37 protein-coding genes are annotated in these 20,860 nt (G+C 53.3%); 13 read left to right on the top strand and 24 right to left on the bottom strand.

The window, feature by feature from the left end; genetic code table 11:
- Positions 1 to 36 precede the first annotated feature (36 nt).
- Positions 37 to 414 (top strand): fe2+ zn2+ uptake regulation protein, encoded by a 378-nt coding sequence (locus AB7M22_RS14835; RefSeq protein ID WP_454186871.1) that lies wholly within the window; start codon positions 37 to 39, stop codon positions 412 to 414.
- A 376-nt stretch (positions 415 to 790) separates the two neighbouring features.
- Here AB7M22_RS14835 and AB7M22_RS14830 read toward each other — a convergent pair whose 3' ends face one another.
- The gene (locus AB7M22_RS14830; protein WP_454186870.1) at positions 791 to 1,306 is read right to left on the bottom strand and encodes a hypothetical protein; all 516 of its coding nucleotides are present in this window, start codon (positions 1,304 to 1,306) and stop codon (positions 791 to 793) included.
- Positions 1,303 to 1,653 (bottom strand): hypothetical protein, encoded by a 351-nt coding sequence (locus AB7M22_RS14825; protein ID WP_454186869.1) that lies wholly within the window; start codon positions 1,651 to 1,653, stop codon positions 1,303 to 1,305. The genes AB7M22_RS14830 and AB7M22_RS14825 overlap by 4 nt, the downstream gene beginning before the upstream one ends.
- Before the next feature lie 39 nt (positions 1,654 to 1,692).
- Here AB7M22_RS14825 and AB7M22_RS14820 point away from each other — a divergent pair, with 39 nt between their 5' ends.
- Positions 1,693 to 2,208 (top strand): DUF2971 domain-containing protein, encoded by a 516-nt coding sequence (locus AB7M22_RS14820; RefSeq protein ID WP_454186868.1) that lies wholly within the window; start codon positions 1,693 to 1,695, stop codon positions 2,206 to 2,208.
- A gap of 500 nt (positions 2,209 to 2,708) precedes the next feature.
- Here the strand turns inward: AB7M22_RS14820 and AB7M22_RS14815 are convergent, their stop codons facing one another.
- The 9 genes from AB7M22_RS14815 to AB7M22_RS14775 all read right to left on the bottom strand — a co-directional run bounded on the left by AB7M22_RS14815 (position 2,709) and on the right by AB7M22_RS14775 (position 8,469).
- Positions 2,709 to 2,981, bottom strand: a complete 273-nt coding sequence (locus AB7M22_RS14815) for a hypothetical protein (protein ID WP_454186867.1) — start codon at positions 2,979 to 2,981, stop codon at positions 2,709 to 2,711.
- 241 nt (positions 2,982 to 3,222) lie between these two features.
- Entirely contained in the window at positions 3,223 to 3,717 is a 495-nt protein-coding gene (locus AB7M22_RS14810; protein ID WP_454188883.1) for a hypothetical protein, read from the bottom strand.
- A gap of 197 nt (positions 3,718 to 3,914) precedes the next feature.
- On the bottom strand, positions 3,915 to 4,328 hold the full coding sequence (locus tag AB7M22_RS14805; RefSeq protein ID WP_454186866.1) for a hypothetical protein: 414 nt from the start codon (positions 4,326 to 4,328) through the stop codon (positions 3,915 to 3,917).
- Positions 4,325 to 4,930 (bottom strand): hypothetical protein, encoded by a 606-nt coding sequence (locus AB7M22_RS14800; protein WP_454186865.1) that lies wholly within the window; start codon positions 4,928 to 4,930, stop codon positions 4,325 to 4,327. Before AB7M22_RS14800 ends, AB7M22_RS14805 begins: the two co-directional genes overlap by 4 nt.
- Before the next feature lie 133 nt (positions 4,931 to 5,063).
- The gene (locus AB7M22_RS14795; RefSeq protein ID WP_454186864.1) at positions 5,064 to 5,561 is read right to left on the bottom strand and encodes a PAAR domain-containing protein; all 498 of its coding nucleotides are present in this window, start codon (positions 5,559 to 5,561) and stop codon (positions 5,064 to 5,066) included.
- 21 nt (positions 5,562 to 5,582) lie between these two features.
- Positions 5,583 to 6,284, bottom strand: a complete 702-nt coding sequence (locus AB7M22_RS14790; RefSeq protein ID WP_454186863.1) for a hypothetical protein — start codon at positions 6,282 to 6,284, stop codon at positions 5,583 to 5,585.
- Positions 6,285 to 6,851: 567 nt separating this feature from the next.
- Positions 6,852 to 7,901 carry a tyrosine-type recombinase/integrase gene (locus tag AB7M22_RS14785; RefSeq protein WP_454186862.1) on the bottom strand — a complete coding sequence of 350 codons (1,050 nt, stop codon included), beginning with the start codon at positions 7,899 to 7,901 and terminating at the stop codon, positions 6,852 to 6,854.
- Between the two features lies 1 nt (position 7,902).
- Positions 7,903 to 8,145: a DUF4224 domain-containing protein gene (locus AB7M22_RS14780; RefSeq protein WP_454186861.1), complete on the bottom strand. Its 243-nt coding sequence runs from the start codon at positions 8,143 to 8,145 to the stop codon at positions 7,903 to 7,905.
- Positions 8,146 to 8,187: 42 nt separating this feature from the next.
- Entirely contained in the window at positions 8,188 to 8,469 is a 282-nt protein-coding gene (locus AB7M22_RS14775; protein ID WP_454186860.1) for a hypothetical protein, read from the bottom strand.
- Positions 8,470 to 8,562: 93 nt separating this feature from the next.
- Between AB7M22_RS14775 and AB7M22_RS14770 the strand changes: the two genes are divergently transcribed.
- Positions 8,563 to 8,832, top strand: coding sequence for a hypothetical protein (locus tag AB7M22_RS14770; protein WP_454186859.1), 270 nt, complete (start codon positions 8,563 to 8,565; stop codon positions 8,830 to 8,832).
- A gap of 94 nt (positions 8,833 to 8,926) precedes the next feature.
- Here AB7M22_RS14770 and AB7M22_RS14765 read toward each other — a convergent pair whose 3' ends face one another.
- Positions 8,927 to 9,265, bottom strand: coding sequence for a hypothetical protein (locus tag AB7M22_RS14765; protein ID WP_454186858.1), 339 nt, complete (start codon positions 9,263 to 9,265; stop codon positions 8,927 to 8,929).
- Positions 9,266 to 9,395: 130 nt separating this feature from the next.
- Between AB7M22_RS14765 and AB7M22_RS14760 the strand changes: the two genes are divergently transcribed.
- The 3 genes from AB7M22_RS14760 (at position 9,396) to AB7M22_RS14750 (ending at position 11,000) form a co-directional block, all read left to right on the top strand.
- Positions 9,396 to 10,061 carry a DUF2971 domain-containing protein gene (locus AB7M22_RS14760; protein WP_454186857.1) on the top strand — a complete coding sequence of 222 codons (666 nt, stop codon included), beginning with the start codon at positions 9,396 to 9,398 and terminating at the stop codon, positions 10,059 to 10,061.
- Positions 10,062 to 10,165: 104 nt separating this feature from the next.
- Positions 10,166 to 10,462: a hypothetical protein gene (locus tag AB7M22_RS14755; RefSeq protein WP_454186856.1), complete on the top strand. Its 297-nt coding sequence runs from the start codon at positions 10,166 to 10,168 to the stop codon at positions 10,460 to 10,462.
- Positions 10,437 to 11,000: a hypothetical protein gene (locus tag AB7M22_RS14750; protein ID WP_454186855.1), complete on the top strand. Its 564-nt coding sequence runs from the start codon at positions 10,437 to 10,439 to the stop codon at positions 10,998 to 11,000. Before AB7M22_RS14755 ends, AB7M22_RS14750 begins: the two co-directional genes overlap by 26 nt.
- A gap of 14 nt (positions 11,001 to 11,014) precedes the next feature.
- On the opposite strand, the gene AB7M22_RS14745 is transcribed toward AB7M22_RS14750, so the two are convergent.
- From AB7M22_RS14745 to AB7M22_RS14690, 12 genes are all read right to left on the bottom strand, one after another.
- Entirely contained in the window at positions 11,015 to 11,335 is a 321-nt protein-coding gene (locus AB7M22_RS14745; protein ID WP_454186854.1) for a hypothetical protein, read from the bottom strand.
- 81 nt (positions 11,336 to 11,416) lie between these two features.
- Positions 11,417 to 11,779 (bottom strand): hypothetical protein, encoded by a 363-nt coding sequence (locus AB7M22_RS14740; protein ID WP_454186853.1) that lies wholly within the window; start codon positions 11,777 to 11,779, stop codon positions 11,417 to 11,419.
- A gap of 388 nt (positions 11,780 to 12,167) precedes the next feature.
- Positions 12,168 to 12,419, bottom strand: a complete 252-nt coding sequence (locus tag AB7M22_RS14735; RefSeq protein WP_454186852.1) for a DUF1654 domain-containing protein — start codon at positions 12,417 to 12,419, stop codon at positions 12,168 to 12,170.
- Between the two features lie 171 nt (positions 12,420 to 12,590).
- A complete protein-coding gene (locus AB7M22_RS14730) occupies positions 12,591 to 12,809 on the bottom strand; it encodes a hypothetical protein (protein WP_454186851.1) in 219 nt (72 codons plus the stop codon).
- Positions 12,810 to 12,895: 86 nt separating this feature from the next.
- Entirely contained in the window at positions 12,896 to 13,117 is a 222-nt protein-coding gene (locus AB7M22_RS14725; RefSeq protein ID WP_454186850.1) for a hypothetical protein, read from the bottom strand.
- A gap of 91 nt (positions 13,118 to 13,208) precedes the next feature.
- Positions 13,209 to 13,430, bottom strand: a complete 222-nt coding sequence (locus tag AB7M22_RS14720; RefSeq protein ID WP_454186849.1) for a hypothetical protein — start codon at positions 13,428 to 13,430, stop codon at positions 13,209 to 13,211.
- 29 nt (positions 13,431 to 13,459) lie between these two features.
- Entirely contained in the window at positions 13,460 to 13,750 is a 291-nt protein-coding gene (locus tag AB7M22_RS14715) for a hypothetical protein (protein ID WP_454186848.1), read from the bottom strand.
- Positions 13,751 to 13,948: 198 nt separating this feature from the next.
- A complete protein-coding gene (locus AB7M22_RS14710; RefSeq protein WP_454186847.1) occupies positions 13,949 to 14,515 on the bottom strand; it encodes a hypothetical protein in 567 nt (188 codons plus the stop codon).
- A gap of 5 nt (positions 14,516 to 14,520) precedes the next feature.
- On the bottom strand, positions 14,521 to 15,513 hold the full coding sequence (locus tag AB7M22_RS14705; RefSeq protein ID WP_454186846.1) for a hypothetical protein: 993 nt from the start codon (positions 15,511 to 15,513) through the stop codon (positions 14,521 to 14,523).
- A 104-nt stretch (positions 15,514 to 15,617) separates the two neighbouring features.
- The gene (locus AB7M22_RS14700; RefSeq protein WP_454186845.1) at positions 15,618 to 15,857 is read right to left on the bottom strand and encodes a hypothetical protein; all 240 of its coding nucleotides are present in this window, start codon (positions 15,855 to 15,857) and stop codon (positions 15,618 to 15,620) included.
- A gap of 47 nt (positions 15,858 to 15,904) precedes the next feature.
- On the bottom strand, positions 15,905 to 16,114 hold the full coding sequence (locus AB7M22_RS14695; protein WP_454186844.1) for a hypothetical protein: 210 nt from the start codon (positions 16,112 to 16,114) through the stop codon (positions 15,905 to 15,907).
- 2 nt (positions 16,115 to 16,116) lie between these two features.
- The gene (locus AB7M22_RS14690; RefSeq protein WP_454188816.1) at positions 16,117 to 16,773 is read right to left on the bottom strand and encodes a LexA family protein; all 657 of its coding nucleotides are present in this window, start codon (positions 16,771 to 16,773) and stop codon (positions 16,117 to 16,119) included.
- A gap of 88 nt (positions 16,774 to 16,861) precedes the next feature.
- Between AB7M22_RS14690 and AB7M22_RS14685 the strand changes: the two genes are divergently transcribed.
- The 7 genes from AB7M22_RS14685 (at position 16,862) to AB7M22_RS14655 (ending at position 20,855) form a co-directional block, all read left to right on the top strand.
- Positions 16,862 to 17,074 carry a Cro/CI family transcriptional regulator gene (locus AB7M22_RS14685; protein WP_454186843.1) on the top strand — a complete coding sequence of 71 codons (213 nt, stop codon included), beginning with the start codon at positions 16,862 to 16,864 and terminating at the stop codon, positions 17,072 to 17,074.
- An 81-nt stretch (positions 17,075 to 17,155) separates the two neighbouring features.
- Positions 17,156 to 17,578 (top strand): phage regulatory CII family protein, encoded by a 423-nt coding sequence (locus AB7M22_RS14680; RefSeq protein WP_454186842.1) that lies wholly within the window; start codon positions 17,156 to 17,158, stop codon positions 17,576 to 17,578.
- Positions 17,579 to 17,647: 69 nt separating this feature from the next.
- The gene (locus tag AB7M22_RS14675) at positions 17,648 to 17,812 is read left to right on the top strand and encodes a hypothetical protein (RefSeq protein ID WP_454186841.1); all 165 of its coding nucleotides are present in this window, start codon (positions 17,648 to 17,650) and stop codon (positions 17,810 to 17,812) included.
- 11 nt (positions 17,813 to 17,823) lie between these two features.
- On the top strand, positions 17,824 to 18,600 hold the full coding sequence (locus tag AB7M22_RS14670; protein ID WP_454188815.1) for a helix-turn-helix domain-containing protein: 777 nt from the start codon (positions 17,824 to 17,826) through the stop codon (positions 18,598 to 18,600).
- Complete coding sequence (locus AB7M22_RS14665) at positions 18,600 to 19,361, top strand: replication protein P (protein ID WP_454186840.1); 762 nt, start codon at positions 18,600 to 18,602, stop codon at positions 19,359 to 19,361. The genes AB7M22_RS14670 and AB7M22_RS14665 overlap by 1 nt, the downstream gene beginning before the upstream one ends.
- Positions 19,354 to 19,560 (top strand): hypothetical protein, encoded by a 207-nt coding sequence (locus AB7M22_RS14660; RefSeq protein ID WP_454186839.1) that lies wholly within the window; start codon positions 19,354 to 19,356, stop codon positions 19,558 to 19,560. Before AB7M22_RS14665 ends, AB7M22_RS14660 begins: the two co-directional genes overlap by 8 nt.
- Positions 19,560 to 20,855 carry a tyrosine-type recombinase/integrase gene (locus AB7M22_RS14655; protein ID WP_454186838.1) on the top strand — a complete coding sequence of 432 codons (1,296 nt, stop codon included), beginning with the start codon at positions 19,560 to 19,562 and terminating at the stop codon, positions 20,853 to 20,855. Before AB7M22_RS14660 ends, AB7M22_RS14655 begins: the two co-directional genes overlap by 1 nt.
- Positions 20,856 to 20,860: the final 5 nt, after the last annotated feature.

Genomic DNA, 20,860 nt, shown 5'->3' with positions numbered 1-20,860 from the left:
TTCGCAAACCGTACATTTCTGAAAAGGAGTATTCGCATGTACAACCACTCAGCATCGGCCCCCCACGTTACGCAATTGCAATTCCAGACGACGGCAACTCAACGAGCGTCCGAGTCAGATCGCGGCACTAATAAACATATCCGTGAGCTGCTGTGTTACTACGGACTGCGCACCAGCTTGATCCGCTTGAAAGTTATCGATGCCTTGCTGGTCGCCGCCAGAGATGGACGTTCCATCAATGCGCGCGACGTGCATGCCTACCTGGAATCATTCGCGGCCGAGTTGTCGTTCATTTGTGTGCGTGAAGTGCTCAAACGCCTATGTGATGAAGGTGTCATCCTTTTTCAACCAGACAAGAGATACATCTTTACCACCGAAGCCTGCGCAATACTGGAACAGCACTCTGGTCGTTGAAGGGCTGAGGTGCCTTATCAGTGGCCGCTTTGGGCTGTGGATTCAACTGGTCGATGCGGCGGATTGGCTAAACCTTCAGGTCTTTTGTGTTCCGCGTATAACCAAGGAACGCTATGGGTCAAGGTGTGGGCTGGTGGATTTTTACCAAACCACAGTAACGACTCTTGCCGGTCCAGTCAGTTGGCGTGATTCGTTGAAGTGGGGTGGGGTTATCCACAGGCAGCGTTCACCCTCATGTTGAGCGGTCTGAATGAGGTCGAAGGTGTTCTGTACGCGTAGTCATGGTATTGCAGGGAGGTTTGATTTGTACGGTCAGCAGGGCGCAGTTGCGTTGAGCATCGTCAGATGTCGATGCTTGCGCAGCGGAGGCGAGTGCTTATTTACTCATCTGATCCATCATGAGTGTAGATGGGATAAGTAAGGTATTGGTGTAATAGGCTTTGTATCCATATGCTGTTATGCGGACCTTGCAAGGAATTGATGTTTGGGCTGCAATTAGCGGCTTGATTACGTCATAGCTATTTTGATCGAGTTGGGTTCCATTCACATTGGTATGATAAAAAACAAGATCTGCTAGAAAAGTATAGTTGTTTTTGCTTTCGTTTTTCGAGGTCACTCGTCCCTCTGCTTTTACGTTGATGGAGTGATCCACCGAGAAGTCCAAGTCATGATCTAGAGAACAGGTCAACATAGGCGTTAACTGGTTGGCGTTTTCGTAGGTGTTGAAGGCGTTCAGTAGATCGATGTTTGACGTGAAAATGATTGTGTAAAGATTATTCGATCCAAGCCCAAAAGACGACAGCGTCAGGTCGGCTGGCGGGATGCTGGCTGTTTTTGCGCAAGCAGTGCATAGGAGTATCGATGCGTAAATGAAACTGCGATGTCGGATCATTGGCCAAAAATACCATTGATGGAGTCAAATATCAGGTCGCAAGCGGACTTTGTTCCTTGAACGGGTTCTATGAACATCCAGCCTGCCGAGGCGTGATGAATGTCCACTGTTTTGTTCATGGTCGGGCCATCGGTGATTATCCAGTGCTCTCCAAATTTTGCTACGCCATCGGAGGAGTCTGGTTGGCTGGAATTTGCCCGAATATTGATCCAGGTTTCGGCAATAGGTGAGGACTCAGACTTGTAAATGTCCGATCCCACCCATACCCAAAACCCTTGTCCTACGGGGTCTAGAGTGACCAAAAACTTAACGGTGTAGCTGGCCTCCGGAGAGCAGAGTGAGGCCATCCTAGTTACTCCCTATCGTTCAGCGAAGAGGGTGACCTTTTGAGTCAATGGCGAGCCTACGGTGCCTACGCCATTGAAATTGATAGTGAACAGTGGGATCAGCATCTGACTCGCTGTCAATACGGTCTGGCGAAGGCTCGGGAAATAACGTTTCCCCCTATTGTGGATGCCATGCGCAGCATAGGCAGAGATATACGTGATCTTGCTGGGCGTGTGGAGTATCGCGGAACAGAGGGGTATATGGACTTGATCAAGGTGGTTGCAACATTTAAGCATCCAGGGTTCCAAGAAGAAAAAGAGTGGAGGTTGCTTCTCGACGATCGTGCAGCTGAGACCCGTGATACCAAATACCGCGCAAGAGGTGATTTGTTAATTCCCTACATTGAGGTAGGTATGCCGTTGGAGTGTGTCACCTCAATTCAGGTAGGACCAATGAAGTATCAAGAAATGGCGTTCCAGTCTATGAAGGAGTTTGTGGCCCAAGTAGGTAGGGAAAAATCGCTGAAACATGAGATTCGTGTTGAAAAATCCTCCACACCTTATCGTGCCGCTTGAGTTGCTACCCTGAGGAGTTGTCACGACTTGTTTTTCGCTTGACGTTGACTCAAGGGTAACAAACGGATGCACTAGTTTCGGCTATCTCATATGGCAGCGCACCCGCGAAACACAGTTCTAAGCGTCCTTGACAGCAAGCCTTAAGGCTTGCCGCTGGCCTCTGGTGTAGATTCCCGCGCCACGATTTCGCTAATCACGATTTTGTGGCGCGCTTTCAATGCTTCCCGCGCGCCCTCCGTCCCGAGTGAATGCACTTAACGAAGAAAGCCTTCAATCACTGAAGCTTGCCCAGTATCCTCAGTCCATTCCATCAGATCTTCAAGCTTCTGCCGCGTACCAAGCCGGCACCGGTGCCGCAACTCCTTCTCGTCGTACTGTATCCGTTTCCCGGCGGCCTTCGCCGATCGTTCTTGTCCACTCTTGGCCATGGCCAACCCCTTCTATGCCGCTGGCCGGCATCGCCAGCCAGGTTTGTCGTTTGCGTTGTTGTGGGCGGTGCTTCATCGGAACGCCGGCTTCAGCTTTGGATAATCGATGTCGAAATCCTTGATCAGGCGGTAGAGCAGCGTTGAGCTTATCCCTAGGTCTTCGCAGCACCGCGTGCGGTTGACGCTTTTCGCTATGCATTCCTTCACCCGAATGATCAGCATCGCATCTGACTCTGGGGCAGTTTTGTTCGATGCGAAGGTCTTCTTGGAGCCCGCAGTGAAGTCGATTGCGTAGCGTTTGGCGATACCTCGAAGAACCCCATGGATATGCCTTCCTGCTTGCATATCTCACTTCGATTCAGTGTTTTGGCCAGAGCTCTAATTCGCGACACCTGCTGCGACGTCTCGGCTTTAACCGCAGCGCTTTGGAAGTTGGGCGTCCGACGCCCCTCGGATATCGACTTCTTCGAGACGTTGGACTCAGGTGCGTGGATCTCGCGCCCCATAGTCAGATACAGGGCGACCTGGGCGGCAAGCTCGTTGGCGAACGGTTGGCGCTGATGGATCATGCTGAGGTGATTGCTGATCATGCAGCCACCTTTACTAGCCTCACGCCGGCCATGCTGAACTGGGCGCCTTGGTCCGCGACAAGTGCGTCGAGCGCTGTCCAGTCCACTGTGAGCATCGAGATTGGGGCTTGGTCGTGGGCCACGGCCTTGATCAATGCGTCGAGATCGTAAACCTCAGCCTGCATCGCTACCGGTTGGCTGGCTTGCACCGCAACTGGCTTAGAGGCTGCCTGAACGATTGGAGCTGCTTTCGCCGGTGCAGGGGTCACAACGGGAGCAGGCTCAGCAACGGTCGCGACAAGTGCTTTCGCCTTCGCTTTGTTTTCGATCCGCTGCAGCTCCTCGTTCCGAATCCGAATCCGAAGGCGTTGGGCTTCGGCTTTCTCTTCCTTGGCCTTCTTGTGTTCCGAAATCTGAACCTTGATCAGCGCCACCAGATCATCGTTCGCCTTCAACGCAAGCTGCTGGACGTTGTTGGACAGGAAGCCACCGGCGCCGGCGGCGTGGATCATGCAACCGTACGAGCCCAACTTGACCCAGCGCATCCTCAAAGAATTATCGCCATCACCGATGAAGGCGACCGGGGAATGATTACCCTGGCTGCGTGCCAAGCGTCTGTGAGGGGGGATCACACTGAGGTTGAATGACTGCAATTTTCGGCGCGGGGCCAGGTACTGGCAAATGTCGCCCCATTCAAAATGGTCGGTTGCTATCCCGCGCTGCGCTTACTTGGTTTTGGAGGCGCGTCAGGACACTCATCGGCCCATCGCGTAACCGTCATGTCATTGAATTGCTCCCCAATGGTGTCGACGCGCAGGCAAGCGCTGTTCTTTGAGTAGAACAAGATGCAACGCGAGCTATCAAAAGAGCAGACATCGACCTCGAAGAACTTGCGTGCAGCCAGCTCCCGCTCCACGCCACTATATTCATAGCCATCGGTGGTATGCATCCGCGTCGGCTTCCATCCTTGTTTGACGAGTTTGGCCCTGGCCGTGACCAGGGGCTCACCGACGGCGATGCCTGCCGGCCCGCGCCTGTCGCTTGTCGCCTGCGAGCCATCCGCAAACGCTGCGCTGGTGCCAATGCAATAAAGTGCGACGAGCGCGAGGATTGAAAGTTTCATTTGACAGTCCCTCCAGCCGATTTGTAGCTCTCCAAAAACTTTGGATACTCGGCATACGGTTGCGGCGGATAATGATTTTTCTTACCAGGCCCTTCGGGAAGTGCCGCCCACCTCGTTGCCGCTTTCGGCATTGCTCCCGGGATGTCGCCGGCCTTGATCTTATCGATCACACCGAGGGTGCGCAGAATGTCGACCGCGATAAGGTCTTGCGTATTAGGCGTAAAGTCGGTGAGTCCCATCTTTCCGGCATACTCGCGCCAAGTGGCAATGGTAATTTGATACATGCCCGATGCCGTAGTTTTTCCGCCGTAACCGGCCCCCGGATGGGTGGACTCATCAGTGAAAGTCCATTTCCCGGATTGAAAACCCGGTGCCCAGCCATAACCATATTTCGCGTGGTAGCTACCGCCTTCGGATTCGGCAATGGCAACCAAAAATGCCTTCACGTTCTTATCCTTCAAATACTCCTCATTCTCGGCCCGCCTTATCTGTTTCCTGGCGTCCAGCGATACAGTTTTTGGAGTGGCGTCTTTGACGGGCGTCACCGCTCTGGTGGCTACGGGAGACATTTTTCTGCCATTCTTGCTAACCACTTCAGCCATGATGAAAGTCACCAATATAGATTTTGACGCTCTCTGTCTGCCCCTTTGGGAACACAGAAATAATGAAACTTGTTCTTTGGTCTGGGGAAGATTGTGTGCAGTCGGTTGTATGAAGAGCATCTGCTGCCATGCCTCAGTCCTCCAGAAACAGTTTGATTGTTTCGGGCAGGTGCGAACTCACTAGATGCGTATACCCCATCGAATCACTTACACCGTGTTCCATGCTGCCGTCAGCGCGCTGGATGGCGTAATCAAGATTGGGTAGAGGCTCGCCCGAGTCTTGGTCAACTAGTCTGAACTTGTCGCTGAAGTGCACTGGCATCGGCAGCAGGCCGCTGAAGGGGGCTGGTACGAAGGTGTCGCCAATAATGACTGTGCCTGATCCACCCATAACCACGTTGCCGTGGCCACCGGTACTGCCTTGAGTAGCGGCATTCAGCCCATTGATGAGCACCGTAGCACTGACGGCACCGGTGATCGGGCTCCCGCATGCGGATTTATCGGTCATACGAGCGGCGGCAAGGCCATCGAAGTTCACATTAGGGGAGCCGCTGGCAATCGGATTCGTGCCATGCCCCGGAAGCGGGCAATTGGTGGGGTCTGTCACTCGGGCAGCAGGTTTGCCACTCATGGGAAGTTCCTTTTCAAGGTTTCAAATGGGGTAATAGTGGTCGATTGGTGAGTCGGAAAAGCGCCAGCACTCATCCATAGGGTTGAACAGTGCTCGGTGGTTTTCGCGTATGGGACGGCAGGCCAGCAACGTCTGCCAGGCGATTTCGACGCAGTTGTCCATGGCCTGCGTGGAATAGTCATCAAGCTGGTTGAGCCAGGCGTTGTAATTGGGCATACCAACGCTGCGGTAGGCACTGAGCAATATCTCGGCGACTTCTTCGCCCCAATGGATAAAGCGCCCCGGACTCCAGGGGCCTGTCTGGGCATAAATAAACCAGCCCAAGCTTGGCAAGTCACCATCTGCAAGTCGTAACGTGTCGCGCAGCGAGGAAAAACCAGAGGTGATGTGGACGGTCAGCCAACCCTGGTAGGTGATGTGGACGGTCAGCCAACCCTGGTGTTGCTGGATAAATCCAGTGGGGTCGAATTGTGCCAGTGGTACGACACGATAGCCTGAGTCAGGCATTGACCTGGCAACCAACTCAGCGTCCAGCCTTGAAACGAAGCCCCGAATCGCCTTGCCTTCGCCGGACGCCGCGCAAAGAATTTCAACCGGCGTGCTCGCAGGTATGTCGCCGAAACCGACGATGCGAACTAGCCCATAAAGGCGTAATGAGGTTTTCAGGCCGCTGGGATGATGCGAGGTATCGAGCGTGCAGGCGCAGGGGATGGGCACGTCCATAGGTGAAGAGCGCATCAAATGTTACCGTCCATGTAAATTTGCGTCGCGAAGAATGCCCCGGGCAAAAGTCGCGTTCAACAATCTTTACAGTATTTAGGCTGCCAGTCGGTCAATGACTGCCGATGACGTGGGCCATACCGCCTTGGCGTTACAGCCCGGCGTGGAGCCTCTGGCGTGGACGGCCCCTTCGCGACGCAAGCTCATCCGTGGTAGTGCGGGGAGGTGTGATTGTGTTCGGTCGGCAGGACGCCGGATAGGGAGGAAAGCGGGTTAGTTCTGGAACGCTTCCCGAATAGTTATGGAGCACTCGCCGAGCAGCGAGAGCTTCACCAAACCCCAGAAACGACAAAGCCCTGAAAAATCAGGGCTTTGTCGTATAAAGATGGCGGAGGCGATGGGATTCGAACTCATGGACCTGTTACAGTCGACGGTTTTCAAGACCGCTATTCAAAGCCGCTAAATTCGCGGTGTGTAGAGATTATACGTTCCATTACTTTCAATTTTCGGTATCGCTACAGACCGCATTCTACAAGGGCTCGACTTTGAGTTATGGAACGCGGTTTTAGGTTATTTTGACGGCCTGGCGATGGCGCCGACGCGGCGATAAACCCGCTCGGTGATGTCTCCTTTGGTGTGTCCCAACAGCAGGCTCGCTTCACCGACATCAGTAATTTCTGAAGCTGCCTTTGGCCTGATATCCCGGAACTGAAAGTCCCCGATCCGACCGGCCAGCAGTTCATCTCCAGCTTTGATCGCTTCCAATCTTGCTTTCTCCCTCGCGACGTCCCAGCGCTTTCTCAGCATTGTTGCGGTCATTCGCTTGCCGTGCCGGCTGACAATCAGATAGTTCGAGACGTGTTGAGCATTGCGCTCGGATATCTCCGCAATAAGTCGGCCCAGACTGTTTGCTTCGCCGCCAATCGTCATCTGAATACGCAGCTTTTTGTGCGTCTTGTTTTGTTGCACCCCCAAATATCCGCCCTCTGCATCATCCTTCCGCATGACCAGAACGTCTGCTGGCCGCTGCCCGGTCAGATAAGCCAGGTCCATAGCGTCTTTCAGCTCTTGAGCTGCCTTCTTGTAAACCGCATCCCAAACCACATCATTCGCGTAATAGTCCCTCGGCGTTTCCTTGTTTTTGCGCACGCCCTGGCAGGGGTTTTCTTTGGTCGTTAGCCCCCACTCTCGGGCGATATTGAAAACGTGGGAGAGAGTGGCGATCTCGCGATTTGCACGCACCTTTGCCGAACGAGCATCCCGGTACCCGGCGATTGTCGACGGTGTGATCGAGTCAATGGGAGCGCTGTCGAACATCGGCCGCAGTTGCTTGATCTCCGAAAGATTGTCCTTCTGAGTGCGCGGCGCTTTCTTCGGCACGATGTCGCGGATGTAGCGGTCGAAGATTCCTTTCATGGTGCGCAGGTCGAGCGGTTTTTCTTTGGCTTCGAGTTCGGCCCATTTGATCCTGGCTTTATCCAGGTCCTTGCCTAGTGGTATGTCCTTGCCCAACAGGTCACGGTAGTAATACGCCGTCCACACGCTGCCATTTTTGCGCTTGCGGGACCGCTGATACATCCGTGGGGGAAGGTGGTGGTGTTCGGTCTTGCGGGGGCGCATATCAGTTCACTCGAGAGAAATCAGGCGTCCATGCCGGCGCGGCCGGCGGCGGATTGGGGTCCATGATGGTGGGCGAAATCATGCCCAGCTTCATGCGGGCGTACATTCGGCCCACCAGGGGGCGCTTGCCTCGGCTTTCGACGAACACCCATTGGCGATCCGTCAGCCAGCGACGCTGGTAGGCTCGGGCCTTGTAGCCGGTGAGATCCGCCAGCTCTTCGTCCGAGAGAATTTCGGTTTCCATGTTTATGCTCCATGCCGCGTGGCGGCAGAAGGTGGGGAGAGGTCAGATGATTGCGGTCAGCGTCTTACTTCCGTCGGCATGGGTTGTGGTCATGTGCATAACTGATCGGCTGGGCGGCCTGATGATGTTCAGTGCCTGGACAAACTTCTCGTCAGACACATCGTCAGTACCCGGAAGGATGGTTGTGCAGTAGAGCGTTTCGTCGTCTTCGTCCTGAAGCTGGGCCGAGAAGCGCTGGACGAAGTCGGCCCAAGTCGAAGAGTCGAACTTTGCGCCGGTCGCCAAGCTTGGTAGCGGCTCAGTCGTTTTGTTTTCTGTGGGCATGGAGCGTCCTATGCCGGGGCATGCCCGGGCCGTGGAAGGGTTGATAGAGGCGGGATCAGCTACAGTTGATAGATCATTTGAAAGGAGGTGCGTATGAGCATCACTGTGTGCGTCGTATGTGGTGATAGCGCCGAGAAAGCTTATCCAGTTGGCAGTTTTGATGAGTTTAAATGTCCGAACTGTGGCTACTACTCAGTCAATCGACAGTTGATTGACGAGATGGAGGCAGCGAGTCAGGTCTTTGACACCGAGCGTACGCAGCAATACTTAATGATCCACTCTCGGCCGGGCCAGGTGCCTGCGATTACACATGTCGAGACTACAAAGCATCAACTGATTGTGGAAAGTGCGAAAAAAGGCTGAGGGCTGGTCAGGCGGGCAGTCTAGATTGAGCTGCCCGCTCAGTGACGCTAGGCGCTACAGCCCCCGAAGAGGCTGATGACAATCATCATTACGATCAAAACAATGAGGCCGGGTGGCATAGTCTAATCCCTACTGTCTGAGGGGCATTCCTCAAGTTAACAGTGAGTAGCAGTGCTCCAAAAAACGGCCAAAAAGTTTGCGCATCGAAAATAAAAAGTTTGTGCATTGCTAGAGGATGCCCGCCGGCTGCCACGCCTGTGGCGTGGACCGGATTAACCTCGAACACGTCGGCAACGGAATGGGTAGTCTCGGGATGGTTGACGCGGTTTACGGCCAGGGCGATCGGGTTGTGGTTCACCGCAACGTCCGGCTCTCGGTAGGCCCTGGCAATACCGGTGCTCGCACCACCACCACCGCCAGCGAACAGATCCACCACCAATTCTTTCTGGAGGGTAGGCCCATGCTTGGCTGGCCATGAATGAACAGGGGGTTCTTCTGTTTTGCGGACATGGATGATCCTCGCAAGAATGCGTATATTAATTTTACGAATAGGGAGTCTTTAAATGGATAAATCGCGCCGCCTATATCATTTCACAACCGCTGAGTATGGGATTCAAAATATTCAACGAGAAAGATTGAAAATTGCTAGGGTAATGGAGTTGAATGATCCATTTGAAATGCATAGCTTTGATGTCAAAGATAGAACCCTTCGAAGAGGGCTTAAAAAGTTCAAAGAGGATTTTTCGAAGAAGGTCGGTTTTCTATCTTTCAGTCGATCTTTGTCCAGTCCAGTACAGTGGGCGCACTACTCAGATAAACATAAAGGTATATGTTTAGGATTCGATGTCGCTTTGGATCGAGCTGCTGCCATAAGATATATCGATCAGAGGATTGATTTGGGTGAATTAATAAAAGTTAATGGCTTTTCCGAGAGGCTTGTTATGGCTGTTTTGTACGGCTCTAAATATCATCATTGGTCATATGAGGAGGAGTTTAGAATGCTGGCATCTCTGAGTAATGGTGTTGAAGAAAACGGTTTGTACTTTCTGCCGTTCGGCGGGAATTTGGTATTGAGGGAAGTTGTAGTGGGATGCCAGTCAAAAATTAAACTGAACGAGATCGAAAAAGCTCTCGGCGTTCAGAAAGGTGTTGTTGATATATATAAGGTTCGTCCAGCATTTGGTACATACAGCATGGTGCGAAATAGAAGTCCGTCCGCTTTGCTATAACTTGCGACTCGATTTTGCCACCGTATAACGTCTGCGGCTGGCGTGATTCGTTGAAGTGGGGTATTTGTGTTCGGCCCGGCATGGAGCCGGAAAGGAGTATGAGATTGAAGCGATTGCTGCTAACCCTTGGCATATTGCTGCCATTGGCTGCCTCAGCCGAAGCACTGAAGGAGATGTACCCGGCACCGTGGGTGTATGACTTCAACAACAGCATCACCGGTGCATTGGTTCAGGCAAAAGTGAAGGGCTGTGGAATTTACCGGTATCGGGTGAATCGCAGCAGTGCGAGCGAGTTTTTGGTGTATTGCTCACGCGACAACGAGAACTGGAAGGCGTACATGGTGTGGCCGAACATCAGCAAGGTGATGGGGCCATATGAGCCCGACCCATCGCTGCCGTAAGCTAAGGGGACTCCATTGCAGGCGCCGCCTTCCAGTGATCGGATGCGACAGTGGCAATTTAGGTTGTGATGGGGTATTGCGTATATTCGGCACGGTGCCGGATCAAGGGAGTGGTGAATTGAGCGAGACAGAAAGAAGTTTGATTGCCCATGCTGCGTTCAGAGAAAGCAGTGAAAAATTTGATCACCTAGTTCTTGCAATTATTGTCGCTGTCAGCGGCTTCCTGGTTCAAACCATTCCTTTCGGTAAAGTGGGATTAAACGTTGAGACCATGTACCTCTATTCGCTAATTTTGTTTGGCTGTTCAGGTTTGGCTGCCTTCAAGCGTACAGAGTGGGCAATATTAGTGCATTCGAAGAATCACGGCATGCTCGACGCCATCGAAAAAAGAGACGAGGCCAATTATCTAGGTAATAAAGTCGCGTTAGATAAGTGTCAAAAACGAACCTACCTTTACTATCGAGCGAGAAACATTTTCATATTCACAGGCTTTGTATGCTTTATAATCACGAAAGTATTTGAGCAATACGTGAAGTGAATGGGAATAGCATTTTAATCGTTGATTAGCTTTAGCGATTCGCGCTGATGGGCCAGCTCCAATTTCCGCGACACTTTTTCGGGAATAAGATATTCATGTCGCGACATAGTGGCAAAGCGGGCTGACTCTTCAGCGGAAGCATAGGCCAGATTGATTAGCAGTGTTGAGACAGTCTCCTGCCATTCCTCGAAGTCATGGCGCTCGCCAAGCACCTGAAATGCATCAGCAAGCGCCTTCGACACAATCAGCGTGCGCTTCTTGGCGCCGATCCGATCCAGCAGTGCACGCTCTTTGGCGCGCTTGTCCTTCTGAACTTCCGCGTTGCTCTTGGCCATGGTCTGCCCCTTCAATTCCGTGGGCCGGTAGATCCAGCCATGCTAGTCTTCGGCGCTGGCGCACCTGGTTGTTGAGGTGCCTCAATGACCAGCTCCGTAGTAGGCAAATGCAAAGAGGATCGCCGTAAGTACTAAGGACCAGCGCAACATCCAGCCAGCGAATTGCTTTGCTGCTGACAGAGTTGAGGCGAAGAAGTCCGCGTTGTCTTCGAGTTGCCGGGCGAATTGGCAGGCATTGACGTGGCCGAACCGTTCACCCTTTGGCATACCAGTGGAGCGATCGATTACCATGAAAGTGTTGTTACCTCGAGGCAAGACGTTGTAGCGCGGTGCGCGGACGGGCTCGTCGCGGCCGATCATTTGATACATGGTGCTGGTTGCGAGTGATGTCCGGAGGCGCAATCCCTGGAGAATGGCTTGGCTCTGTCTGATAGTTGGATTCATGGCGATTCCTCTGGGGGTAGGGGTTATTTCCCGTGCACCTTGTCGTCAAGGTGCAGCAGTGATGCTGTACTTCCTATTTCCGCCGGAGAGGCGGGGCGCATTGCTTGCCGGGTCATTCACTCGGTTCTGGCATTTCGCCATCGGGCAGCCATACAGGTTCTTCCTGTTGTTGGCAGGCTTTCGGGCCTGTCTGCTCGCCGGTCGCCGGTAGAGGCAATGCGATCTGTTATTTGTTGCGCTGACTGTTAAAGAGCGGCGCGGCTTTCGCTGCTGGGCCGGTGATGTCTTGGCTTGGACCTAATATAAGCAAGCTTATTTTATTCGTCAATAAGCATGCTTATACATTTTTGCGGAGACGATAAAAAGCCCGCTCGAAGGCGGGCTCATTTCAGGCTTCGCAGTACTCTCGCCATCTGATCCTTACCGCGCCGCTCTCAAGGCGCTCCATGCTTACACCACTGGTCTCTTCGATCTCCTGAAGGACTTGCTGCCATGCTTCAGCGGGTTCTGCTTCGAGTCTGGCGACAGTTATGGCCTGGACCTTTTGAACACCGGGCGCAGCTATCAGGCGTTGGATGCGCCGGCCAACCAATTCATATGAGTTTCTGGTTTGTGATACGGGTGACGCAATTTTTGACATAGGGAGCTCCTTGCTAACAACTGTATGTACGTACAGTATTGTTCCTGCCATATTTTGGCAAGAGGCATGTTCTATCTGGTGCGGGGGGGAGGGGGATTTTCTCGGGCATAAAAAAGCCCGCGCTTGGCGGGCTCGTACTCTGTTGCGTATATCTGGAGGAAGTCGCCTCGATCAGTCCGGTCTTTGAGCCTTCAGTCTGGCCAAGCCCTGATTGATATGCCCAGCATTCTCACGAATCGTATCTAGCGCTCCGCGGACATTACCGCCGATCTCGATCGCACCCTGGCTTTCAACCAGCAGCGTCAGCTCCATAATGGCAGCCTCCAGGGCGTTTTGATTTTCATGCATGCGCTCAAGGACATCCGGGAGAGAGTATTCGGGGGTAGGCATGGCTTCGACTCCATTCGAGGGAGCTGAAAGCGTAGCAGCGGAGGAGGGGAATGAGAAAGTCCGGCGTAGGTAGGGCTCTGTGACTTTCAGTGCACACTCTCGTCAGTCTTGAGCAGCTCAATAATCGCTTTGTCCATGGTTTCCGCGTTGAATCTCAGATCGCCAACACGAACCCTAAGTTTCTGCGCTGTCTCAGTCGCGCCTTCCTTTTCTAGCCAAGCTGCGATTTCCTCAAATGCCTCGCCGATCATCATTTGATTCAATTGAAGGCTGGCCAGCACAGCTGGAAACAGTTTTGGGTGGGCCATGGTTCATTCCTCCAACAGGGGTATTAGGCCTGCAGACAACAAAAAGTCCGCTCTCGAGGGGCTGGGGAAGGGGTGATAGTGCCCGATCGGCTCAGTGTAGTCTGGTATAAGCGCCTGAATTGCTTGCGGCACGGATCTGCTCGATATCGACTACCGCAGCCTCGACAATCTCAAGGGCGTGAGAAATACGCAGCAACGCTTGCTCAGGATATGCCTGAGTCGTAGGGGTAATCCCCTTCATGCCTGTGGCCAGTGCCAGTTGGACATCAGCCATTCGAGAAAGCAGCGATAAGGTAAGCTTGTCAGAAACCATGAATCGATCCTCTGGGCGTTCGAGACAGATTAGCCGGGGGGGGTGGATACGAAAAGCTCAGCGTTGGGCTGGGCTTCAATGATCGGGTACGAATCAGTCTTCTGGATAAGCCTCATCTTCCGGCTCCATCTAGCGATCAGATCAGCCATCAACTCAGCAATAGCGTCAGCGTTGCCTTGCAAATGCTCGTCGATTCGGCCTGACGTTTCCGCATTGCCACGCTGATCGATCCAGATGTCGATCTCTTCGATAGCAGACCCAAGAGCCATGACGTTCTGGTTGATGCAGTAGAGCAGGGCGGAGGTGGGATCGTCTGGCATGGAGTTTCCTCCATCGAAAAGGAAGTAGCCTAGGAGAGAGGTTGGCGTGCTGCAGTAAATCGCAGGCAAAGAAAAGCCCGCGATGGGGATTAGCGGGCTTAAGGTCGTGCAAGGAGCAGAGACAACGCTACGTGCTCGGGTGTGAAAAAAGCGTGAACACCAGAATGAAAAAGCCCGGCGCTGGTCCGGGCAATGCGTTTATTCTTGCAGCTTATACCCAAGATAATACAGACCCCAAAAAGTGGCTAAAATCATTTGATACAATGCAATCAAATACGCCAGCAGGATGGCGGAGAATATGAAGTGACCAATTTTTGCAGCGTCATATGATATTTTATATATTTCCCCACCGAAACTTAGTAGGCCAATTGAAATTAAGACAATGAGGATGCTTTCCCCAGTTAAAAAAGCGAAAAGCATTGCTAAAAAACGCCGCCGGGTCAAATCAATCGTATTTTCCTGTCCTCGTAAAGTGACAATAACTTTGGGGATGGGCTCTGGAAGAACATCATCAATATCAGCCCTGCCGAACGTTGCGATAGCTGCAAGTGCCGCTATGTAAAATCCTGGCAACGACTGAACGAAGGACAGGGTCATTGATACAAGCCCGTTCGGCTCAATAACTTTTGCTGCTGGATAAGCCAAAAGTATCGCGGCAAAGGAGAGGCCGGCGAGTATGGCTGGGTAGAGCCAGTCTACAATCCATTTGTAGGGATGCTTAATTGTCAGATATCCAAATGGTCGGAGCAATTGACCTATAAGCATATTTGTTACTCCATGAGTCCAAGAACTTCCTTGAGTATAAACGGATTTATAGTTTCAAAGCTATTTGTGTTGACGAGTGGTGCCGTAATTACATGTCTTTTTACATATTTGTGATTGTCAACAAGCTTTCCTGTGTCGGCGGAAATAATGGCATCTTTGGGTGCTCCTTCTTCATTTCTAAACCTAAGGCGAATATGTTTGTATTCTTCTTTGTTGACGATAATTTTGTTTCTTACTTGCCGAAGGGAGGCTGCGATCGATCCCAGCATGTCTTGTTGAGGTCGCAGTTCTACTACCCTGACTCTTTCAGTTATGCCGCCCTTGTCGTCCCAAACAGCTCCTTCCTTAGAGAAATTTAAGAGCTGCATAGATGATAGTGTGCCACCTTCTAGGTCCGCCTCAAACTCAGGCGATGGGTGTCCTTGAAATTCAATTTCATGAAGCAGGTGTACCATAAGAGGCTTGCCTCTTGCCGTCTTCGCTCCATTGATGTTTGGAATCATATATTGGTCGGGAAACTGCTTTTTACATGCTCTGACCAAGTGCTTGATGTAGTCACTGATACTGCTGGCATGTAATCCTGACCCATATACTGTTTCGATAGTGCAAATGTAGTAGTTGTCACCTTTTGCTGGGTTTAGATTAAATACAACGTGAGCAGAATAATCGCCTCCGTGCCCCGGAGGCTTTTCGTGAACTACACGGCTTTTGTTGTCTGGGTCGCTAGATACTGAATCTGGAGCACCTGGGTCGCTGCGATTGATAAGCAAGATCAACTTGTCATCTTTTATTTTCATGTCTGAAAGATAAATTTTAGCGGACTTATCATTTCTGCCACGCTTAACTATTTTGTCTCCGTTATTGAATAGGGTTTCAATGTGAGAGTGTATTTCAGTTAACGTTTTTGGGTCGGCGTCGAATAGTGCTAAATTGTCTTTCGCGCGGGAAATTCCTAGTGCTGAAATTTTAAGATCGTAGAAGGTTGCAGTCCTGTGCATACTTTTAGTTCTCCTGCGCCCATCAGTGATGGATTATGTTTCTATTAGAAGGATAGTTGGTTTCGTATCAGCCAGCGCCCGCTAAAACTCTCGCCCCCTCCGTTCTATTCAGTCTTCTCTCGCACAATCCCTCCCGCCTTTACCTCATCAGCGTAAGCAGTCAGCCGATCCTCATTGTTATGAAAAATCGTGATCATGCGCATGATGGCTTGGGCGTCAGGCTCATTCCCGGCCAGGCTGGCACGTTCTGCAATCCGCATCAGCTCTACCGCTGACCACTTCAAATCAGAAGCGACGCCCTGGAGGTCGCGCTTCAGGTCTTGGTTGGGTTTGGTGAGTGTCATCTATGCCTCAGGCCGCTTTAGGCCTTTCAATGAGTTCATGGCTTTCTTCAATGAAGAGTAACAACCCTGCGACTTTCGCCAATCCTGATCCGGTCCAGCGCCCGGTTTAGAGAATCCAAGGCATCAAGGAGGGCTTTCGCCTCGGTTTCTCGACCATCTCCCCAAAGGCGTTCAGCCATTTTATTCAAGGCTTGGATAGATCTTTCAATGTCTGCAGCGGTTTCTGTAGTGGGGGCTGCCGGCCGCTTCTTTGGCATTGTCAGAACTTCTGCAGCGCCCGTACGACGACGCCCACGATTCGGCAATGCTCGTCAAACGGTTCAATCGGGTACCCAGGGTTCAACGGCTTTAAGAAAAGTCTCCCGCCATCATTGACGAGCTTCTTGAACGTGGCCTCATTGCTAGCAGGCAGCTTGGCGATCACCAGCTTGCCAGGTACTGCCTCGGCTTCGGTGTCCACGAGGATCAGAGTACCTTCGGTGACGCTTTGCCCGACGGGCGAAGTCATCGAGTCTCCTTTGACCTCAAGCCAGAAAGCAGCGCCCTTCGAGTCGTATTCGGAAAACTCGTACCGATCAGAGAATCCGGCAGGGTAGGGCTCAATAGCTTCAGCCCAAGCGCCGGCGGCGACCCAGCTGATAACCGGGTAGCGGTAGGACTCAACGGGTTGACGAGCGTTGCTTACGTTTGAGTCGACAGCGCTCGACCCAGTCATAGGCCCAATGTTCTCGGAGAGCCAAATAGCGTTCACCCCACACACATGTGCAATTTTTGGCAGGTGTGCGCTTTGAAGGTTCTTTCCTGTCTCCAGCTGCGAAATCACCGGCTGCTCGACCCCCACCTTTAGGGCGAGGGCCTTCTGCGTCAGCCTGGCGTGATTTCGTGCGGATTTGATTCTTTCGGCGAGTGTGCTCATCCGCTGGAATTTATAAGTTCCCTTATCGGCTTGCAAATAAGTGTCCTTCTACTTAGGATATAAGCATGCTTATCAGGAGGGCTCTCATATGACCCCTATCGAAAGGCTCGTCGACTTCTTCGGCGGGCAAACAAAAACAGCTTTGGCGCTCGACGTTTCCCAGGCCGCAGTTTCGTACTGGGTGGCCGGGATTCACCCGATGGGCGCCGAAAAGGCATTCAAGGCTGAAGAGTTAACCGGTGGAAAAGTTACTGCGCGTGAGCTGTGCATGCGAACAAAGCGGTCCCAGTCCACTGCATAGCAACACGGTAAACCATCCATTGAACAGATTTTCGCCCACGCACTGGCAGGGCGCCACAGAAACAAATTTGAGGTTTTACGAATGGAAGATTTCTTGAGGGCTTGCCACACCACCATCAAGGAAAGCGGGGCAGAGAAGCTGGCAGGGAAAATGTGCATGTCGCATGTGAGCCTGCTTCAGCGCTCCAATCCGGACAACGCCGCGCATCACCTGACTATCGAACATTTGTTCGGCGTTCTGCTGCACACCGGTGACATGCGCCCATTGACTGCTCTGGCCGATCAGTTCGGGTTCGACTTAATTACGCGGGAAAAGCCTGCGGTCAAGCCATTGATGGTTGCACTTGGGCAGCTTTCGGCAGAGTGCGGGGATGTTGGCCGGCTAATTTTTGATGCTGCCGAGGACAACCACATCAGTCAGCACGAAAAAGCCCAAGGCGAGAAAGCGATCCTTGAGGCGATCGACGCACTTCAGGTTCTCCGCGAGTCGCTCAAGGCCGCCTGAATCGCAGACACAAAAAAGCCGGGCTGCAACCCGGCTTTTCAACAACTTGTAAAACTCTGTGGGGCCATTATGAACACGATCGTTGCTCCAAGCAATACGGTCACTATGTTGAGCCGGAAGAGCGCCGAAGTCACCGGCAAACATCATCACCATGTCGTGTGCGATATAACAGTGATGGTGATTCGATTCGGCATCGTCACGCAGGCTGAACAACTTCAAGGAATTACGCTGTGAGTGTCCAAGCAATGTCCTGGGCGCTCTCTTTGCCCACCGAATCCCTGAAAGACTCAAGCGCTCGTCATGTGCTGCTGTGCCTGGCCAACTATGCCGGCTCCAACGGCGCTGGTGCATTCCCTTCGGCTTCGACTTTGTCCCAAGACACTGGCCTTTCAGAGCGTACGGTCCGCTACAAGTTGGATGATTTAGAGAAATGCGGGCTGATCCAGAAGGGCAATCAAGCCATTGCCGCCGTGCACATTGATCGTCATGACCGTCGCCCAGTCGTTTACGACCTTCAACTCTCGCGGGGTGCAATTCCTGCACCCCGTACAAACCGGGGTGCAAATGACACAACGGGGTGCAACTCACAACAGAACGGGGTGCAGCCTGGAACAGAACGGGGTGCAGCGGCTGCACCCAATACGTCAATTAACCATCAAGGAACCGAACAGCAGCCGCAGCGTGGGAATTCCGATGTGATCGCCGAGCAGGACCAAGCCGCCATCGATGCGCTGGATGAACGCCAACGCTTCGCCATGTTCGCCACCTGGGTACCGAGCGAGAAGGGATTGGCTGATCAACTCGCAATCGCCGGGCTGCCGGCTGAGTCGGTGACTGATGAGTTGTTCGCTGATTTCAAGGGCTTCTTCGTTGCCAAGCCTGTGACCGTCGACAGCCCGTCTGGCTGGTGCTTTCGACTGGTCAAGTGGATCAAGCGTGAGCAGGTGAAGCGTGCCGGAGGCCAATCTGCGCCGCCTGACTTCGATGACTCCAGCTGGGCTGATGATCTGGGGGATTTGTGATGGAGATGAAAGCGCCGCGTAGTGCTACTCAACTGCTCAGCAAGATGGGAAATCTGCCACCCGTTGCGCTGGCTCAACCGAAGCAACTGCCGCCCGGCACCACCGACGTCGTTAACGCACTGTTCAAAGAGCTACAGGCGATTTTTCCGGCCTGGAGACAAGCCTGGCCCGACGATGATGCCTTGCGAGCTGCAAAGCGCAGCTGGATCAAGGCATTCATCGTCGCCGGAATCAATACCCTTGAGCAGATCCGGTACGGACTTCAGAACTGCCGTCAGTACGGCGGCGATTTCGCGCCGAGCGTTGGTAAGTTCGTGAAGTGGTGCCAGCCAACGCCTGAGATGTTGGGCGTTCCTTCGCACGATAAGGCTTTCCGTGAAGCGCTGGTCAATTTGGACCCGAGCCGTGCCTCTTCCCGAGTGTGGTCGCACCCCGCGGTGCGTCATGCGGCGCTCCAGTGCGAGATGCACAACCTGAACAGCCTGGTGTCGGAGAAGGCTAGCAAGGTCTTCGATCGGGCGTACGACATCACCATCCGAATGCTGGTCCAGGGCAAGCCGCTTGAGGATATCGCCGTCGGCATCGGGCACGACTCGCAGAAGCCCGAAGTACAGCTGGCCCAGGAATATGGTGATGCGCGGCTACTGGCAACCATGGCTCGCCAATCCATTCCAGTCGACGGCCAGACCGCCCGCGCTCAGTTGCTGTCTCGGTTCGGTATTCGAGAAAAAACAAACATCGAGGGCCACCCCAATGCCTGATCGCCTGCTGGCGGTTCCTGACCCGGAGAACTACCGCTTCGCCGTGTTCTGCTGCTCTTACAAGTGGGATCTGGGGAGTACTCCCGATCACGCACTGGCGCTGTTTGTTGATCAGGCGATGGCCGAGCGTTATGGCGCATCGATGTGGCCGAACACCTTTCAAGTCGTCGATCTTTTGGCGCCCGCAGGTAACCCGTAATGACCGCCCAAGTGAAAACCCTGACCGTGAAACTTTCGGATGCCGAAATTGAACGCAGTGCCAAGAAGCTGCACATCCGCGATCTGCGAGATGCGAGTCACCCGGCGTTGCACTTTCGTTTCGCGAAGAATCGAGCGCACGGTTCCTGGTACTTGCTCAGCAAGCGCACCTGGCACCGGATTGGCGGGTTTCCAGATCTGAGTACCAAGCAGGTTGTGGCCGCGTTGCCGGCGGTGCGCCTTCGGGTTGCTGCCGACGAGGGCTCAACGCTTTCAACTTGGGTCACTACCGGTGAGTTGTTGGCTTGGTATGCCGATCGAATGGCCCGCGACCGCAACCTGTCCGAGAAACGCAAAAAAACCGGTGCCTCGGCCATTAAGTGCCACCTGATGCCGCGCCTGGGCGACCTGCCGTTGACTGGCATCGACAAGGCCACCCTCGACAGCCAACTGATGTGGCCATTGCAGGAACGCATTTCCATTGACTACGTGCGCCTGGTGTTTCAGTTGCTGGCCCTAGCCTTCCGACAGGCATTCAAGTTGGGCCTTATTTCGTCCAACCCCTTGGCGTCCGTCAAGTTCAGTGACTTCTCCAAGGCGAAGGTGGGTATCAAGCCTTCCCGGTTGCGCAGCACCCAGCTTCAAGACCTCATGACACGTTTGCTCGGTGCCATGGCGAACAACCCGTCGGATGGGCTGCTCGCGCTGATGATGCTGTGCCACGGCACGCGCATAGGTGAAACGCGACAGGCGCGGTGGTCGCACATCAGCCTGGCTGAGCGCGAGTGGTTCATTCCGGCCGAGCACACCAAGACTGGCGTCGAACATCACCTGCCGCTGACCGAACAGGTGCGCAAGGTGCTGATCAGTTATCGCGAGACCCAGCGAGCCAAAGGATATGACGGTCAGTTCCTGTTTCCGTCGCGCAACGGTAAAGCGCTCAGTGAAGGGCAGGCGAGTGCCGTATTCGGGCGATTGGGGCAGGGCGAGTGGACCAGTCATGACTTGCGCAAAGTCGCCCGCACCGGTTGGGCAGACATTGGCATCGACCACCTGATCGGCGAGCTGCTGATCAACCACGCCATGGGCCACAACGTGAAGGTGTACATCCAGTCGGACGTCATGAGCCGTAAGCGCGATGCGCTGGAGCAGTGGCACGCGCACCTAGATACGAAGGGCTTTGACCAGATTCATATGTTGACCGGCGTTAGATTCGGAGATTCCGGTAAAGCGCTGGAAGCCACAGAACATAAGGCATGTGAGGCCATTCAAGAATCAACCATAGGCGAGGATTAAAAACG

The sequence above is a fragment of the Pseudomonas sp. ADAK2 TE3594 genome (genome assembly GCF_053628675.1).
This window is presented reverse-complemented; position numbering and strand designations above follow the sequence as displayed.